The organism is Chryseobacterium indologenes (genome assembly GCF_001295265.1).
In the GTDB taxonomy this organism is placed as follows: Bacteria; Bacteroidota; Bacteroidia; order Flavobacteriales; family Weeksellaceae; genus Chryseobacterium; species Chryseobacterium indologenes_A.
In genome coordinates this window covers 152,226-170,107 of sequence record NZ_LJOD01000001.1, presented here as the reverse complement: position 1 = coordinate 170,107, position 17,882 = coordinate 152,226, and the positions used below count along the sequence as shown (strand labels likewise).

Here is a 17,882-nt window from a genome sequence, read left to right as displayed (position 1 = left end):
AATCAGATGAGAAGTATGAGGAAACCAATTTTTTAATGTTACTTTTAGACAACAGGCACTAATTGAGTTTTCAGTCCATAGTTTTCTGATAATTCATAGAACAAGAAAATCATTTATCTTCCGCTATTCATTTGAGTACCCTGATTGGTTTCTTCCTGTTTCTGATCATCATTTTTAATACCTCTTTCTTTGCGGGTTTTATTTTTAGAATCCATCTTGCCAAAATTGTAACTAAAGGTTAGCCCAAAGGAGCGGAACGGGAGCTTCATATTGCTTTTTTGTGTATAGCTTGGTGTTAACACTTCTGATTTAAAATGCTTGTTTTCAGTAAAAGGATCTGTAATATTCAACCCTATACTGGCTTTTTTATCCATAATTTCCTTTTTCAGGCCAATGGTCCACATACTGAACGAAGGTGAGGTTCCTTGAAAAGTACGTTTTGGGGAATTTACCATTAGAAACGTTTCCGCAGTAAATCCATCACTAATTTTATAACTACCATTTATAAACGCTCGGTACATAAAATGGATTTTATCGGTTTCGGTACTGATTCCGGTATTAAACGGATTGCCTTTTGCTTCATAAGTAAACAAGCTGATGTTGCTTCTCAAAGTCAAGTTTTTTATAGGTGAGAAAGAAACAAACAAATTGGTTCCGAATGATTCACTCGTTCCGATATTGTCAAATGTGGTTAACGAAATATTTTGCCCCGGAGTGGTCGTATTATCTATTTCATTTACGCTTTCAATAACATCTTTTGTTTTGCGGTAAAAAACAGCTACGTTGATCATCGAACGTTTTATAAAAGTAGAATAGCCTAACTCAATATTATGTGAGAGTTCGGGTTTTAATTCAGGATTTCCCTGTTGCTGAACAATAGGATCGGCTGTATTTCTAAATGGGTTCAAAAAAGACAAACTTGGTCTTTGAATACGTTGGTTGTAACTTAATTTTAAACTTGATGATTTGCCTAATTTTCTCGATACAACAGCACTTGGTAATACATTTGTATAATTATTGCTAAAGGCATTGATGTCACCTACCGATTCTCCATCTAACTTGGTATGTTCTATTCGCATTCCGGCTTTTACTTGGTAATGTTTGGCAAAATCAAAACCATAGGTCATATAACCTGCTATCACATCCTGGTTATAATCAAACTCATAAGAGCGATTATCAACCAGTTGATATTCTCCATTGAAATCCTCTTTTAATAAAGACTTGCTGGTAATATCCCTCAAAATACTTTTTGCACCTAACTCTAGAGTCGTTTTGCCAATTGGCTGTACATAATCTGCCTGAAAAGTTAACTCGTCATTTTTACTACTATTTTCTCCCATTTCATTCAGGCGTGTACCTTGTTCAAAAAGAGTCAGATAATCTGTATTGTTATTATTTCTCGAAAATTGACCTGAAAGCGTTAATTCTTGTTTAGGTTTTGCAAATTTCCGTGTATAATCTGCCGACCAATCAAAACCATTAAACGAAGTTTCTTGATCGCGGTTTGATAATAAAGTAGAAACTGTATTGTTTGGTAAGAAATATTGAGAAGTAGTATTTCCATCCATATTCATTCCGAAAGTATTGGCAGAAATAGTTGTTGTAAACAGGTCTTTCTCCGTTAGGTCATAATCTATTCCCAAAGATCCACGTAGTCCGGTACGGGTGGTTCTGTTTTTTCCCAATTGTTTCAATGTCGGCTCTCCAGAAGCTGTGTACTGTTCAAACTCATTGGTAACTGTCTGAGGCCACATTAAATTTCCTCCTAAATTAGCGACAATGCCAATTTTCCCTTTTCTCACGTTCAAGCTTGCATTCCCATTATTATGTCGGGTTCCGACTCCTCCTGAAACAGAGCCGTTTATACCAGGGATATCTTTCTTTTTAGTGATGATATTGATAATGCCGGAGGTGCCTTCGGCATCATATTTTGCAGAGGGGCTTGTAATGACCTCTACACTTTTTATCTGATCTGCCGGAATCATTCTTAGTGCATCACCCATATTATTAGCCATCATGCCAGAAGGCTTTCCATTGATTAAGATTCTGACATTTTGATCTCCACGCATCGAAACATTGCCGTCTATATCCACTGAAAGCATCGGGACTTTACGCAAAACATCTGTCGCATTGCCACCTGCAGAAGTTACGTCACGCTCGGCATTGAAAACCAATCGGTCAATTTTGTTTTCGATTATAGGTCGTTCGCCGGTAATAACAATTTCATCAAGCACATTTGTGTTGATGCTCATCATTATCGTTCCCAAATTGTTGTCACCAGGTTTTAATGTGTAGTTTGAAAATACTTTTGGAATGTACCCTATAAAACCAATTGTAATATTGTATGTCCCAGGTTCTAAGTTCTCCAAAGAAAACTTTCCTTTCTCATCAGCGATAGTACCGGTTAAATTTTTAGCATCATTAATCGGATGTACGGAAATGGTGGAATAATAAATTCCTGCTTTACTTATTGAATCTGCCACGATGCCTTTTATTATAGCTTTAGGGCTTTGAGCCCATACACTATGTGTCAGAGTTGTAAATAAAATTAATGTAATAAATTGTTTTAATTTCATATTGATCTAAATTTCGTTTTAAAAACTAAGCCTTAAGGGCATATTATTTTTTTATGTCGCAAATTTCCGAAAGCCTATTTTCGCTCACAAAAATTATAGACGAAGGAGCCCCTTTTGATCGTGAACTAGTATTTTTAAACCTTATATAATTTGAGTAAATGAAAGAATGAGAGATGTCTTCCAATAACAAGGAGGATTTGTAATAAGATAAAACAGGAAGAAGTATGTTTACTTATTACAATTCTGAGGGAAAAAAAATATTGAGGTAGGTCTGAAACCGATAAAGACCTGACAGCAAATTGATTAATTTCTTTGATTTTTAATGCAGACTTTGGTTACTTAATCCATTGGTCCACAAATTGGTCATATTCATCTTTATAGGTAGCACCTACCGGGATTATTTTATCCCCGATTTTAACGCTGTTTTTTAAAAGTGCATCCACACGGGCAAAAGAAATAATATAGGAACGGTGAATTCGGAGAAATCCGCTTTTGGTGAGTTTCTCTTCCAGCTTTTTTAAACTCATTAACGAAAGCATAGGTTTAGCACCATTGACCAGATGAATTCTGATATAATCTTTAAGTCCCTCAATATATAAAATACTATTGATTTCCAATCGGATAACCTGTGAATCAACTTTTATAAATATAAATTGTTGGTTATCATATGGTACAATATCAGGAGACTCGTTTCCTTGTTCGATTCGTTTTCTTACTTTTGAAATTGAAGTTATAAAATCTTCATAATCAAATGGTTTAAGTACGTAATCAATAGCATCCACACGATATCCCTCTAATGCAAATTCACTGTAAGCTGTCGTAAAGATAATAAACGGTTTATGCTTACTGGCATCTGCTGCCAAAACCCTGGCGAGTTCCATACCGGTAAGGTCTGCCATTTGAATGTCGAGCAGTAGCAATTGAACAGGATTGGATTGAATATAATTAAGGGCATCAATCGCATTATCAAATTCAGCAACAAGTTCCAGAAAAGGTGTTTGTCTGACAAAGGAGCTGATCATATTCAATGCCAGTGGCTCGTCATCTACGGTTATACATCTAATTTTCATCTAAATCAATTTTAAGTTGAACCTCAAAGCCATCAACCTTATTTATCGCCAAGGAATATCTGCCAGGATAAATTAGCTCCAGTCGTCTTTCCGTATTCTGTATTCCAATTCCGTGATTTTGATCGTCATCTAACTTATCATTTACAGTTCTTTCAAAAACTTTATTCTTAGTATAGAACACCAATGATTGATTTTTTTCTGTAATCTTAATGGTAATCGGACTATGTGCCTGTGTGCTGACACCATATTTGAATGCATTTTCTATAAAGGGCAAAAACAGCATCGAAGCTATTTTTTGATCAGGAGAGACAATATTCACCGAAAAATCAATTGAAACCTTTTGGGCAGATCGCATTTTCATCAATTCCAGGTAATTGGTAATAAACTCTATTTCTGACGCAATTGTAGAAGATTCATTGGATGTATTGTATAAAACGTGCCGCATTATTTTCCCTAATTTTTTTAGCGCATTTCTAGATAGGGCAACATCTGTATAGGTTAATGCATTTACCGTATTGAGACTATTAAAAAAGAAATGTGGATTAATTTGTGATTTTAAGAACGAAAGTTCCATTTCTATCTTGTCTTTTTCTACTTGTAGGCGTTTATTCTTTTCATCTTGCCATTTTTTAATCAATATGCCAATAATATTGACACCAAGCACCAATATTTCAATCAAGAAAATATAGAAATATACGGAAAGCTTGCCATGCCCTTCTTTTTGTGGGGCATTATGCAAGCCAGCCGTTCTTCTGATTTCCTCTGAAACATTGAGTAGCTCATCCAGCTTACTGACAACTATGATAACCAATACACACGAAAGAAGTAAAGTGAGATAGTATTGAAAATATTTTCTTTGGAAAAGTAATTTAGGAGCTAACCATTTTGTATTGAAGTAAGTAAGACCCAACATCAAAATGAAAAATAGAAATTGATTGACCCAATAAACAAAAGGTAATGCTATTCCATAAGAATGCGGAATCATAAGAAACAATAATACGGCCAAGAGGGTTATGCCCACTAAGGTTGTAACTGTATTTTGATTTCTTGTAATGATTTTCATAGGATGCTAAATTCCATTTTCTATTAATATTTTGCAAAATTTATCGACAAACCCATTGATTTTATGAGTGAGTATATTGTTTTGTGAGGTGAAGAAGCTCCGGATACTTCACGATTCAAAAAAGCACCTTCATGGTAAAAACTGAAAGGTTGGTCTATTAAAATTCATTCAAAGATATAAAAACTCTTCCTTTGCTTTTTAAACAAGACGTAATGAAAGAAAATATCAAAGTACTAATCTATTTAAGTGTGTTTTTTTTATTATCAACACCTGCTACTGCTCAAAAAACAGGGAATGTTATCGGTACAGTGGAAGATATGGACACCCACGAACGACTTATGGGGGTTAGCATTAGTGTGGACGGAACTTCGTTTGCTACGCTTACTGACAGTACGGGGACTTTTAGACTTAACCTTCCTGTTGGCGTCTATTCAATTAATGCTTCCTCAATGGGGTATCAAAAGTTTACACAATATAATATCGAAGTAAGCTCAGGCAATGACAGGATTATGCACTTTGAATTGCAACCTGAAACTGCACAACTTGAAGGCGTTACAATCACAGTAAATAGAAGCGCATCTGCAATTGCAACCGATATGATTACTCCTATGTCTGTTCAAAAATTGACTTCGCAAGAAATCAAATCAAACCCAGGAGGCAATTTTGATGTTTCAAAAGTGGTACAAACGTTGCCCGGAGTTGGTCTAAGCAATGGTGTAGGAGAGCGGAATGATATCATCATAAGAGGAGGCGCTCCAAATGAGAACGTGTATTATTTGGATGGAATAGAAATTCCTGTCCTGAACCATTTCCAAACTCAGGGTAGCTCGGGAGGTGCTCAGGGTATTTTGAACGTTTCATTTATCGAAAGTCTTAAATTAACCACATCCGCATTCGATTCCAGATATAACAATGCCCTTTCTTCGACATTTGTCATCAATCAGAGAAATGGCAATCCCGATAGGCTTTCGGGAAATATTAGGGCAAGTATGACTGAAACTGCATTGACACTGGAAGGCCCGCTTTCCCAAAAAACAACATTCCTGAGTTCTGTGCGTAAATCCTATTTAGGGATGCTGTTTAAAATGGTAGATCTCCCCATCCGCCCCGATTTTTGGGATTTCCAATATAAAGTTAATCACAAGTTTAACGAGAAAACTACATTGACAGCCATTGGTATTGGTGCCATTGATAAGTTTAGTTTTGCCCCAACGAAAAAATCTACTCCCGAAAATATATACGTGCTTCGTTCAACGCCGTATGTAAACCAATGGACTTACACAATGGGGTTTAATCTTAACAGAAAAATTGAAAACGGTTATATGAACTTCACACTCAGTAGAAATATGTTCAATACAACACTTGATAAATTTGAGGATGAAAACAGGGTTGAGCAAAACCGGATTCTTCTGATCAAATCGGATGAAGTTGAAAATAAATTCCGTTTCGATTATAATAAATTTATCAACGGGTGGAAGTTTTCAGCAGGATTAGATGCCCAATATGTAGGCTATAAAGGTGATGTATTCAATAAGGTTTCGAACGAAATAACAGATACTAATGGAAATGTGATTTCTCCCGAAAGAACAATCCGATTTGATAGCAAAATAAATTTCTTTAAATATGGACTTTTTGCACATGCCTCAAAACGGTTTTTGGAGGACAAGCTATTGCTGTCAGGAGGTATTCGTACCGATATGAATACGATGACAGAGACTGGTACCAATCCCCTCAAAACGCTTTCGCCTCGTTTGTCTGCATCTTATCGTTTAAATGACCAATGGAATCTAAATGCCTCTGCCGGAACTTACTTTAAAGCCCCGATTTATACCGCTTTAGGTTTCAAAGACAATGCAGGGAATTTCGTCAACAAGGATATGGAATACACCCGATCTACACATTATGTTTTGGGAACAGAATATTTACCTAAAAACTCACTCCGTTTCACTTTGGAAGGTTTTTATAAAAGATACAGCGATTATCCAGTATCGCAAGCAACTGGTATTTCAATGGCAAATCAGGGAACGCAATACGGATCAGTTGGTAGTGAGCGTATATTGACTACAGGAACAGGTGAAGCGTATGGAATTGAAGCTTTCATGCAGCAAAAAATGACCAAAAACCTCTTCTATGTGGTTAGCTATTCATATGTGGTCAGTAAGTTTTCGGGGAAAGATGGCGTATTAGCACCATCATCCTGGGACAACAGGCATCTGTTTTCTGCCACGGTAGGGTATAAATTGAAACAAAATTGGGATATCGGCATGAAATATCGCTTTGCGGGAGGAAATCCTTACACACCATTTGATATGACTGCTTCTCAGCAAAACTATTTGTTGCTTGGTCAGGGAATTCCGGATGCTTCTTTGCTGAACCAAAACCGATTATCTAATTACAACCAACTTGATTTAAGAATAGACAAGAAGTGGAATTTTAAAAAGACCTCATTGGGCATATATCTGGACATTCAAAATTTGTTGATGCAGAAAAATGAGACAAACCCAAATTTCACTTTCAAACGAAATGAAGATAATACCGCTTTCGTCACCACAGATGGTCAGCCCATTTCTCCTGATGGCAGCAATGGCGTTCCGGTGATACTATTTAACAAAACTGGTCATCCTTTACCCTCATTGGGTTTAATATTCGAATTCTAAAAAAAGTACAATATGAATATCACTTTTTTTATTGTCATTGGACTGTTAATATTATCAATGGCAGCACCTTTTATAACACTTTACGCTGTTTCTTTAATCAGAAAAAAAACTATTCTGGCCACATTAAAATACAAAAGAAATTGTTTTGGATTTTTGTTGCCAGTGTGATAATACTAGAACTTCAAATACGGTTTTCGGGAGGTTCGGGAAGTTTGGTTGCTGAAAGTAAATATGCAGAAACAACTTTTTTTAAAGCCGTTTTAATTGCACATATAATAGGTGCCGTCCTTACTTTTTTAATCTGGGGATTTACAATTTTTAATTCTAATAGAAAATGGAAAGGAAGTGAAATCTTTGCCGGAAAGCTACATGTTAACCATAAAAAATTGGGCTACATTACAATAGCTGGACAAGTTTACACATCAGTATCAGCTTTAATGGTTTGTACAATGGCTTTCTTCTTGTAAATGAGATTTCTCACGATTACAGTTAGCAATTTTTGGTTTTGATTAAACTAAACAAATCCCAAAATTCAAAGGAGTGGTTCGATTTGCAACCACTCCTTATTTTTAAAAAATCAAATGCGTAAACAATTCTTTCTGCTCGTTCAGATGCTGATAGTTGATTTTTTTTGTTTTCATTTTTTGTTCCATCACTTCTAAATCCAAGGTGTATTTTAATTCGACACCCACCACGGCAGGACCTTCTTCGCGGTTATTCTTTTTCGTGAACTGAAAATAAGTAATGTCATCATTTTCGCCCAAAACATTATTTACAAATTCTTTTAACGCACCCGGGCGTTGCGGAAAGTTGATGATGAAATAATGCTTCAACCCTTCAAACATCAAAGACCGTTCTTTTATTTCTTCCATTCTTGTAATGTCATTGTTGCTGCCGCTAACAATGCACACGACATTTTTACCTTTGATTTGGTCCTTATACCCATCCAGTGCTGCAATGCTCAATGCGCCAGCAGGTTCTACCACAATGGCTTCTTCATTATACAATTGCAAAATCGTGGTACAAACTTTCCCTTCCGGCACTAAAACGATGTCATCTAACGAATGTTGACAGATGTCAAAGGTTTTGTCGCCTACTCGTTTTACGGCGGCCCCATCTACAAATTTATCAATATCCGTCAATGCAGTGTTTTTACCGTTTTTCAACGATGTTTTCATTGAGGCTGCTCCCTGTGGTTCTACACCGATAAGCTTGGTTTCGGGACTTAATTGCTTAAATACAGAAGCTACACCTGCCGCCAATCCGCCACCCCCGATTGGAAAAAATAAAAAGTCGATTTTATTTTTACGGTCTTCCAAAATTTCCAAACCTATGGTTCCTTGCCCGGCAATAACCCGCTCATCATCAAATGGATGTATAAAAACGACCTTGTTCTTTTGGCTGAAAAGTAGGGCTTCGTCGTAGGCATCGTCAAAAGTATCGCCTTTCAAAACTACTTCTACATTTTCCTTCCCAAAGAGTTTTACCTGCTTTATTTTTTGGGCAGGTGTGGTAATAGGCATATAAATCACCGCTTTTATATTCAGTTTTCTACAGGCAAAAGCCACTCCCTGAGCATGATTTCCTGCACTTGCACATACAACGCCTAATTTTATATCCTCTTCTGAAAGTGAACTGATTTTATGATACGCTCCACGCAATTTGTAGGATCGCACCGGTTGTAAATCTTCCCGTTTCAAATAAACCTGAGCAGCAAATCGTTCGCTCAGGTTTTCGTTTTTTACAAGAGGCGTATGCACCGCCACATCTTTTAGGTTTTCGGCTGCCTCTTGTATTTTTTCTAAATGTATCATTTGGTTTGAGGTCTTAATTTTCGTACTTGCATTCCCGTTTGCCATAACTCACTTTGTTGTATTTCTTGGAGTTCTGCATTCAGTTTTTCTCTGTAATCTGGCTTGCTGTTGGCTTCGATAACGATAGCTGCCTCTTTACCTGATAGCACATCATCATATAATTCATTAAAAACTGGTGTAGTAGCTTCTCTGAATTTGCCTTTCCAATCCAAAGCACCTCGTTGTGCGGTGGTACTGCAGTTGGCAAACATCCAATCCATTCCGTTTTCAGCTACTAAAGGCATCAAGCTTTGGGTGAGTTCTTCTACGGTTTCGTTGAAGGCTTCACTTGGTGAGTGTCCTCGCTGACGAAGTACATGATATTGAGCCTCAAAAACCCCTGCGATGGCTCCCATCAAAACCCCTCTTTCACCAGTCAAATCGCTGTACACTTCTTTTTGAAATGTGGTTTCAAACAAATAGCCCGAACCGATAGCGATGCCCAATGCCAATGCTTTTTCTTCGGCTTTACCTGTCGCATTTTGAAAAACGGCATAACTGGAATTTAAACCTTGCCCTTTTAAAAATAATGTTCTTAATGAGGTTCCCGAACCTTTGGGTGCTACCAAAAGCACATCTACATCTTTAGGTGGCACAATACCCGTTTTCTCATGAAAAGTAACCCCAAAACCATGTGAGAAATACAGGGATTTTCCGGTTGTTAGGTGTTTTTTCATCGTTTGCCATGCTTGTATTTGTCCGGCATCAGACAATAAATTCATGAGTAAAGTACCTTTTGCACAAGCGGTTTCCACTTCGAAAAGGGTTTCGTTTTCTACCCAGCCATCAGCAAGTGCTTTGTCCCAACTTTTAGTTCCTTTTCGTTGTCCTACAATCACTTTTACACCATTGTCTTTTAAATTCAGTGCTTGTCCTGGACCTTGCACGCCATATCCGATGACGGCTACGGTTTCGTTTTTTAATATTTCCCTTGCTTTCTCCAGTGAAAACTCTTCTCGTGTTACGACATTTTCCATGACGCCGCCAAAATTTAATTGTGCCATTTTATATTGTATTATTTGTTATTAATTGCGTTCTAATTCTTTTAAATAAGTGCTTAATTCTTTCATGGGTTTGGTAACTGCCACTCTTCCCGAACGGGCGAATTCCAAAATCCCGAAAGGTTTCAGTTTTTCAAATAAAAGCTGAGTTTCTGCTTTATGCCCTGTTTTTTCAATGATGATAAAATCGGGATCTACAGTGAGCACTTTTGCACTATTTTCTCTCACCACATGCTCTACATTATTAGACTTAAGTTCTGTTGTTTTGATTTTGTACAGTGCGATTTCCTGATGTACTACTTCATCATCTTCGTGTACAAAAGCCTTCAGTACATCAATTAATTTGTCGATTTGTCCAACAACTTTGTCAATTTGTTCCCTGCTTGTTCTCAAAACGATGGTGTATCGGTGTACATTTTTAACCTCTGTTTCAGAAGCGGTGATGCTGTCGATATTCAGATGTCGTCTTGTAAATATGATGGTGATGCGGTTGAGCATTCCGATTGTGTTTTCCGTAAATATGGATACGGTAAATGTTTGGTTCATTGTTTCCATTTTATCCGTTTTATAATTATTGTAATCTTATTTCAGCAACCGAAGCCCCTGTTGGCACCATCGGAAAAACATTGTCTTCTCTGGCAACTTTCACTTCCAGCAGGTACGCATTTTCTGAGTTTAAAAGTTGGTCTAGTGCGTGGTTCAAGTCTTTCTGGCTTTCAACTTTTTGACCTTTGATGTTGTAGGAAGCTGCTAAAGCCACAAAATCAGGGCTTTGAATGTCGGTAAACGAATATCTTTTTTCAAAGAACATTTGTTGCCATTGTCGCACCATTCCCAAATAACCATTGTTAAAGATGATGATTTTCACCCCGATATTATTTTGCATCATGGTTCCCAATTCCTGCAAGGTCATTTGAAAACCACCATCTCCAATGATGGCTACCACTTGCTTTTTTGGATTTGCCATTTTTGCTCCAATAGCGGCCGGAAGTGCAAAACCCATCGTTCCCAATCCGCCAGATGTAACATTACTTTTGGTTTGGTTGTACTGATAGAACTGTGCTGCCATCATTTGATGCTGCCCCACATCGGTTACAACGATTGCATTACCGTTGGTTTTTTGTGAAAGTAAATCAATCACCAAATCCATTCTCAGTTCATCTGAAAATTCCTTTTCTCTATTTTTTGAAAGCACCTTTAATTCATTCTGCTTTGCTTGATGAAATTCATCCAGCCAATTTTGATGCGTTTGTTTTTCTACCAAATTCGTTAAAACGGCTAATGCTTCTTTGGCATCGGCTACAACAGATGCATCGGCTTTTATGATTTTATTAATTTCAGCAGTATCTATATCAATATGAACCACTTTTGCTTGTGTAGCATAGCGTGAAACATCGCCTGTAACACGGTCGTCAAAACGCATTCCCACGGCAAGCAATACATCGCACTCATTGGTTTTTACATTGGGGGCATAATTGCCATGCATCCCTACCATTCCCACAAATAAAGGGTGATGACTTGGAAAAGCTCCTAATCCCAAAAGCGTAGAAGCTACCGGAATACCCATTTTCGCGGCAAAAGCCAACAGTTCTTCTTCTGCATTGGAAAGCATAATTCCTTGCCCGACAATCATCAAAGGTTTTTTTGCCTTGTTCAATAAATTTGCGGCTGCTTGCACTTGATCTACATTCAATTTTGGCTTAGGCTGATAACTTCTAACCGAAGTACACTTTTCGTAAGAGAAATCTAGTTTTTCAAACTGTGCATCTTTAGTAATATCCACCAAAACAGGTCCCGGACGACCGGACGAAGCGATGTAAAATGCTTTGGCTAAAGTGGGTGCGATATCTGCTGCATGGGTTACCTGACAATTCCATTTAGTTACCGGCATGGAAATTCCCATGACATCGGTTTCCTGAAAAGCATCTGTTCCCAAGAGATGAGAAGCTACCTGTCCAGTGATGCAAACTAATGGTGTAGAATCTATCAAAGCATCAGCTAAACCTGTAATTAAATTGGTGGCTCCAGGACCTGAAGTGGCAAATACAACCCCAGTTTTACCTGAAGTTCTGGCATAGCCTTGGGCTGCATGAATAGCACCTTGCTCGTGTCTTGTCAAGATGTGGTTTAGTTCTTCAAAATGATGAAACAAAGCATCGTAAATGGGCATGATCGCTCCACCCGGATAACCAAATATTGTTTTTACACCTTCAGCTCTCAGACTTTGTATTACCGCTTCTGCACCGGTTGTTTTTAATTCTGTTGTTTTCATCTTATAATTATTTATCGGTTACACAACCCAATGAAGCACTGGAAACACCTTGTGCATATTTGTACAAAACTCCTTTATTTGCTTTCAATGGAGGCTGTTTCCATGCTGCTTTTCGTTTTTCCAATTCCTGTTCAGATACTTTTAAATTGATGGTATTATTTTTAGCATCTATCGCAATCAAATCGCCATCATTTACCAAGGCAATGGTGCCACCTACAAAAGCTTCCGGCGTGATGTGTCCTACCACAAAACCATGCGTACCGCCCGAAAATCTACCATCGGTAATTAAAGCCACTGAATTTCCCAATCCTGCACCCATAATTGCTGAAGTTGGTTTGAGCATTTCGGGCATTCCCGGCCCGCCTTTTGGTCCGCAATAACGGATTACAACCACATTACCGGGTTTTACTTCTCCGTTTCTTACCCCATCAATCACCGCATATTCATCATCAAAAACTTTAGCTGTTCCTTCAAAATAATCACCTTCTTTACCGCTTATTTTTGCCACACTTCCTTCGATGGCTAAATTTCCGTAGATCATTTGCAGATGTCCGTTTGCTTTCACCGGATTTTCCAACGGAAGAAATACATCCTGACCTTCGGTTAAATCTTCCACGGCTTCCAGATTTTCCGCAATGGTTTTCCCTGTTACGGTTAAACAATCTCCATGTAATAAATGGTGTTTCAACAAATACTTCATCACTGCCGGAACACCGCCTACTTCGTGCAAATCTTCCATAAGGTATTTTCCGCTCGGTTTTAAATCTGCCAACACCGGAACACGGTTACTTACTTTTTGGAAATCATCTAAAGTCAATTCCAAATCCACCGAATGTGCCATCGCTATCAAGTGCATAACTGCATTGGTAGAGCCGCCCAAAACTGTTACCATGGTCATGGCATTTTCAAAGGCCTTTCGGGTCATAATGTCTTTAGGTTTAATGTCTTTTTCCAACAATAGCTTGATGGCTTTTCCGGTATTAAAACATTCCGATTTTTTCGCTTCGCTCATTGCAGGATTAGAAGAGCTGTAAGGCAAACTCATTCCCAAAGCTTCAATAGCCGAAGCCATGGTATTTGCAGTGTACATACCGCCACAAGCACCCGCACCGGGACATGCGTTTTTGATTACCCCTTTGTAATCTTCATCGGAAATGGTGTTGCCGAATTTTTTACCTAAAGCTTCAAATGCAGAAACAATGTTAAGCGATTCTCCTTTCCATTTCCCGGAATGGATGGTTCCGCCATACACCATGATTGCAGGTCGGTTCAATCTCCCCATAGCGATGATGGAACCGGGCATATTTTTATCGCAACCTACTACTGCCAATACCGCATCATACCATTGAGCACTCACCACAGTTTCTATCGAATCGGCAATCACATCTCTGGACACCAAAGAAAAACGCATTCCGTCTGTTCCGTTCGATATGCCATCACTCACGCCAATGGTGTTAAATATCAATCCTACCAAATCTTCTTGTTGCACCCCGGATTTTACTTCTTTCGCCAAACCGTTGAGATGCATGTTGCAAGGATTTCCTTCGTAACCCATGCTCACAATTCCCACTTGTGCTTTTTGCATATCGTCTTCGGTTAAGCCTATTGCGTAAAGCATGGCTTGTGCCGCAGGTTGGGTTTCATCTTGTGTGATGGTTTTGCTGTATTTGTTGAGTGTGTTCATGAGTTTAAATGGAGTTGTTTTAAAGGTTCTCTTACCAAAAGTGAATAAGCGTCTTGAAGTTTCTTACCCAAGGATTCATTCCAGCTTTTTGGAAATTGATAAGTGTCTACCGATTCTATACCCACTACTTCGGCAGCTGTACCACAGTAAAAAGCACTATCGGCTTGAAAAAGATCTTCTTTGTAAAATTTTCCTTGTTGCACTTCCAATCCCAATTGTTCGGCTAGCTCCAAAACAGTGGCTCTGGTGATCCCCGGAAGGATGTTTCCCAATTGGGGAGTAAACAATTTTCCGTCTTTTTCAAAGAACAAATTTGCTCCAGGACCTTCGGCTAAAAATCCATCGCTATCTAAAAGCAGGGCTTCATCGAACGCATTGTCTTTTGCTTCGTTGGTTGCCAGGATAGAATTGACATAATGCCCGCAGACCTTCGCTTCAATGTGGATAGATTTTGGGTGTGGACGGCAATAGGAGGAAACGGTTAATCGTAGTAATTTATCGCCTAAATACGCACCCCAGTCCCAAGCGGCAATCATCACCGAAACGCTGGTAGGTTTAGACAAACTCATATTTTGTCCGCAATATACCAATGGCCGGATGTAAGCATTTTTTAAATTGTTTTTTTTCAGTAACTCGTAAGTGGCTTCAACTAACTCCTGAACAGAATAATCGAAAGGAATTTTTACCAATTCGCAGGATTTTTTCAAGCGTTCATAATGTTCTTCTGCTTTAAATACTTTAGTTCCATTTTTGGTGTCGTAGGAGCGAATACCTTCAAATGCACCATAGCCATAATGAAGCGTTTGACTGTACAAATCGGTGGTAGATTCGTTTGCTTTTACAAATTTTCTGTCCAAAAAAAGGACTGTTTCGTTGTTTGAATACATTTTTATATTTTTTATTGAGTTGATAATTGATTTTTAAAAAAAAGCCTTTCCCGAAATGAGAAAGGCTTACAATTTGGCATACAGCAGCATCTCTCACGGTGGCGAGCTAATAATAATGCTGATAATAATAGTGTTGTTATAAAAATTCATTTTTTGTTGCATTCTAAATTGTTTGTTCGAAAAAAAAAGCCTCCTGATTTCTCGGGAGGCTTTCAAATATATCTTTTAGATGATATCAAAATTATTCCTCCCCGGAATGTGAAATCACACCCGCAATAATAATAGAAGAAATAATAATTGAATTGTACATTTTTTTCTGTTTTCAGGTGCAAATTTAGCTCGTAATTTTTAAACCCACAAATTTTTTATGATTTTTTAATTTGAAATTTCTATGTGCCGGATACATTGGAGAAAATAGCACATTGTAAGATGGGTGTTAGTTGATCTGATGTCATTTACAAAATGCGAAGTATTAACAGATTTATTTTATACCATATCTATTTTTATATGTCTTTATGATTCACACGATTAATTGACACTTATGTCTTTTAATTGTTAATAAGACATTTCAACAAAAATCAAATGTGTCAAATTTGGGTTAGCTAAAATTTTTCCGTGCCAGTGTTTGTCTTTAAGATATTTCTGTCATGTCTTGTTAAATTGTGCTTCTATTGAACCAAATGCTGTAAGTTTGGGTCATTCTTAATGCGTTCAATTTCGTTTTTAACAACATTCAGGATGTCTGATTTTATCTGCTTGTAATTACTCTCAATTTCCTGCTTCATTTTATCCTCACCCTGCTCATTTACAAAAGACAAGATTTGCGGTATCTTTTGATAGGCTTCGGTTTCGGTAGCTACCTTTTCATTATCCACTACAATTTCAGCGTGAAATATTTTTTGCTCAATACGTTCATCAAAATTATCAGATACAGAACCAACAAACAAGCCCTGTGTAAGTGTCGAAATTTTAGAAGCCGGAATAAGACTATCTAACTGTGTGGAGATAGAGGTAGATTTATCGTTGCGGTTAATGGTCATACTTTGGCGTTTCTGTAATACTTTTCCAAAACGCTCCGATAGGCTTTTTGCCGTTTCACCAACTACCTGACCACTGAATATATTACCAACAGTATTTTGTATTACCTTGCTCTCTTTATCGCCGTAATCCCTCGTTAATTGTGAAAAATCCTGAAAGCCCAAACATACTGCTACCTTATTACTTCTCGCCGTTGCGATAAGGTTATCCAGTCCCCTGAAATAGATTGTTGGTAACTCATCTATGATAACCGAACTCTTTAGCTGTCCCTTTTTATTAATCAGCTTTACAATCCTTGAATTGTATAAACCCAATGCTGCGGAGTAGATATTTTGACGGTCGGGGTTATTACCCACGCACAAAATTTTAGGTTCTTTTGGGTTATTGATGTCGAGTGTAAAATCATCGCCTGTCATTACCCAGTACAATTGGGGGCTAATCATTCTTGACAACGGAATTTTTGCTGATGCTATCTGACCTTGTAACTGGTCTTGTGCGCCACCTTGCCAAGCATCCATAAAGGGAGATAAATAGTTTTCCAAATCGGGGTATGAGGTTAAAATCGTGAACACGTCCGAATACTTTTTATTCAGCAGTTCAATAGCGTGTGGAAAGGTGCAATACTTGCCATCCTCGTAGATTTTTAGATACCAAATTATAGCTGCAAGTAAAATAATTGGGCTTTCCACAAAGAAATCGCCTTGCTTCTGTATCCACGACCTATTGAGGTTTAGCATTATGGTATAGGCTGCTTCGTAAGCATCAGAAATGTCGGTCATAAAGTCGGGATTGAGTGGATTACATCGGTGGCTCTTGCGTGGGTCATCGAAATTTATCACGTAAAATTTCGGCTGTACCTTGTACTTATCCCGATGCTTTAGTAAGTGGTTGTAGGCAATGGTGGAAAGGTCGTCAAACTTGAAATCGTAGATGTACATACTAAAGCCTTTCTCTATCTGCTGTTTGATGTAGTTATTTACGATAGCATAAGATTTTCCTGAACCCGGTGTACCCAACACGATGGATGCCCTGAAAGGATTGACAATGTTTATCCAACCGTTGTTCCATTTGCCTTTGTAGTAAAATTTGGTGGGCAGGTTAACTGAATACTCGTTTTCCATCAGCTTTGTTTCCTGCTGAAAGCTCTCATTCTCATTATTGAAAACATCGTCCATCAGATTGGTTCGGAGCAATCGGCTCATCCATACACCCGCCATCATTAAAGCGATATAACCTAACGAGATAGAAAGTATATACAGAAATGTGCCTGTTACCGGAGATAGCTTTAACAACGGTGTGTTCAGAAAGAACAACACAAAACCAAAGCCCAAAGCCACGTAAATTTTAGACCAGGTTATCTTTTCATTCTTCACACCCTTTGTGCCTAAGCAACTCAAAGCCAACAAAACCAAAGCAAATACTTTGGTATATATGGTATGTGAAAACAAACCCGCCGTTCGGTCGAAATTGCCTAATATTTTGTTGATTACTTCTAACGTCCAACCACGTTCTAAAAAGAAACCGTAGCAGAACCAATAAAGGTGCATCAGCACTAAAAGAATACTGACTGCTCGCATAAAAGCCATTATCTTGGCAAGTCCTCTTAAATCGTCTTCTCCCTGCATTATTTAAAGTTTTAATGTTCGGGCGTGAATTTAAAGGCTCTATGGAATGGCTCTAAGAATGTGGCAGCCAGTGGCGTTGTGTGGCAGTGTTTGGCTGATTAGTATAAAATGAAAAAGGTAGCAAATCGCTACCTTTTCTGTTCGGATGTTTTTTCA

The 17,882-nt window shown here is 38.0% G+C and carries 12 protein-coding genes; 2 read left to right on the top strand and 10 right to left on the bottom strand.

Annotated elements, in window-relative coordinates:
* Window positions 1–113 precede the first annotated feature (113 nt).
* The 3 genes from AOB46_RS00755 to AOB46_RS00745 all read right to left on the bottom strand — a co-directional run bounded on the left by AOB46_RS00755 (window position 114) and on the right by AOB46_RS00745 (window position 4,709).
* The gene (locus tag AOB46_RS00755) at window positions 114–2,576 is read right to left on the bottom strand and encodes a TonB-dependent receptor domain-containing protein (RefSeq protein WP_062696139.1); all 2,463 of its coding nucleotides are present in this window, start codon (window positions 2,574–2,576) and stop codon (window positions 114–116) included.
* Between the two features lie 335 nt (window positions 2,577–2,911).
* Entirely contained in the window at window positions 2,912–3,646 is a 735-nt protein-coding gene (locus AOB46_RS00750; RefSeq protein ID WP_034870159.1) for a LytR/AlgR family response regulator transcription factor, read from the bottom strand.
* Window positions 3,636–4,709, bottom strand: coding sequence for a sensor histidine kinase (locus tag AOB46_RS00745; protein ID WP_062696138.1), 1,074 nt, complete (start codon window positions 4,707–4,709; stop codon window positions 3,636–3,638). The genes AOB46_RS00750 and AOB46_RS00745 overlap by 11 nt, the downstream gene beginning before the upstream one ends.
* A 212-nt stretch (window positions 4,710–4,921) precedes the next feature.
* Here AOB46_RS00745 and AOB46_RS00740 point away from each other — a divergent pair, with 212 nt between their 5' ends.
* Window positions 4,922–7,366, top strand: coding sequence for a TonB-dependent receptor (locus AOB46_RS00740; protein WP_082376988.1), 2,445 nt, complete (start codon window positions 4,922–4,924; stop codon window positions 7,364–7,366).
* On the top strand, window positions 7,342–7,833 hold the full coding sequence (locus AOB46_RS00735; protein WP_410470259.1) for a hypothetical protein: 492 nt from the start codon (window positions 7,342–7,344) through the stop codon (window positions 7,831–7,833). Before AOB46_RS00740 ends, AOB46_RS00735 begins: the two co-directional genes overlap by 25 nt.
* 102 nt (window positions 7,834–7,935) lie before the next feature.
* Here AOB46_RS00735 and ilvA read toward each other — a convergent pair whose 3' ends face one another.
* The 7 genes from ilvA to mobC all read right to left on the bottom strand — a co-directional run bounded on the left by ilvA (window position 7,936) and on the right by mobC (window position 17,726).
* Entirely contained in the window at window positions 7,936–9,180 is a 1,245-nt protein-coding gene (ilvA, locus tag AOB46_RS00730) for a threonine ammonia-lyase IlvA (RefSeq protein ID WP_062696763.1), read from the bottom strand.
* Entirely contained in the window at window positions 9,177–10,223 is a 1,047-nt protein-coding gene (gene ilvC, locus AOB46_RS00725) for a ketol-acid reductoisomerase (protein WP_062696136.1), read from the bottom strand. The genes ilvA and ilvC overlap by 4 nt, the downstream gene beginning before the upstream one ends.
* 21 nt (window positions 10,224–10,244) lie before the next feature.
* Window positions 10,245–10,775: an acetolactate synthase small subunit gene (gene ilvN, locus AOB46_RS00720; protein ID WP_146343377.1), complete on the bottom strand. Its 531-nt coding sequence runs from the start codon at window positions 10,773–10,775 to the stop codon at window positions 10,245–10,247.
* A 16-nt stretch (window positions 10,776–10,791) separates the two neighbouring features.
* On the bottom strand, window positions 10,792–12,492 hold the full coding sequence (gene ilvB / locus AOB46_RS00715) for a biosynthetic-type acetolactate synthase large subunit (RefSeq protein WP_062696135.1): 1,701 nt from the start codon (window positions 12,490–12,492) through the stop codon (window positions 10,792–10,794).
* Window positions 12,493–12,499: 7 nt separating this feature from the next.
* Window positions 12,500–14,176, bottom strand: a complete 1,677-nt coding sequence (ilvD, locus tag AOB46_RS00710) for a dihydroxy-acid dehydratase (protein WP_062696134.1) — start codon at window positions 14,174–14,176, stop codon at window positions 12,500–12,502.
* Complete coding sequence (locus AOB46_RS00705; protein WP_062696133.1) at window positions 14,173–15,063, bottom strand: branched-chain amino acid transaminase; 891 nt, start codon at window positions 15,061–15,063, stop codon at window positions 14,173–14,175. The genes ilvD and AOB46_RS00705 overlap by 4 nt, the downstream gene beginning before the upstream one ends.
* Before the next feature lie 668 nt (window positions 15,064–15,731).
* The gene (mobC, locus tag AOB46_RS00700) at window positions 15,732–17,726 is read right to left on the bottom strand and encodes a conjugal transfer protein MobC (RefSeq protein ID WP_062696132.1); all 1,995 of its coding nucleotides are present in this window, start codon (window positions 17,724–17,726) and stop codon (window positions 15,732–15,734) included.
* Window positions 17,727–17,882: the final 156 nt, after the last annotated feature.

Bases quoted from the DNA above. Each gene is read 5' to 3' on its own strand.
- AOB46_RS00755 (WP_062696139.1), bottom strand. From the start codon at position 2,576: ATGAAATTAAAACAATTTATTACATTAATTTTATTTACAACTCTGACA.
- AOB46_RS00750 (WP_034870159.1), bottom strand. From the start codon at position 3,646: ATGAAAATTAGATGTATAACCGTAGATGACGAGCCACTGGCATTGAAT.
- AOB46_RS00745 (WP_062696138.1), bottom strand. From the start codon at position 4,709: ATGAAAATCATTACAAGAAATCAAAATACAGTTACAACCTTAGTGGGC.
- AOB46_RS00740 (WP_082376988.1), top strand. From the start codon at position 4,922: ATGAAAGAAAATATCAAAGTACTAATCTATTTAAGTGTGTTTTTTTTA.
- ilvA (WP_062696763.1), bottom strand. From the start codon at position 9,180: ATGATACATTTAGAAAAAATACAAGAGGCAGCCGAAAACCTAAAAGAT.
- ilvC (WP_062696136.1), bottom strand. From the start codon at position 10,223: ATGGCACAATTAAATTTTGGCGGCGTCATGGAAAATGTCGTAACACGA.
- ilvN (WP_146343377.1), bottom strand. From the start codon at position 10,775: ATGGAAACAATGAACCAAACATTTACCGTATCCATATTTACGGAAAAC.
- ilvB (WP_062696135.1), bottom strand. From the start codon at position 12,492: ATGAAAACAACAGAATTAAAAACAACCGGTGCAGAAGCGGTAATACAA.
- ilvD (WP_062696134.1), bottom strand. From the start codon at position 14,176: ATGAACACACTCAACAAATACAGCAAAACCATCACACAAGATGAAACC.
- AOB46_RS00705 (WP_062696133.1), bottom strand. From the start codon at position 15,063: ATGTATTCAAACAACGAAACAGTCCTTTTTTTGGACAGAAAATTTGTA.
- mobC (WP_062696132.1), bottom strand. From the start codon at position 17,726: ATGCAGGGAGAAGACGATTTAAGAGGACTTGCCAAGATAATGGCTTTT.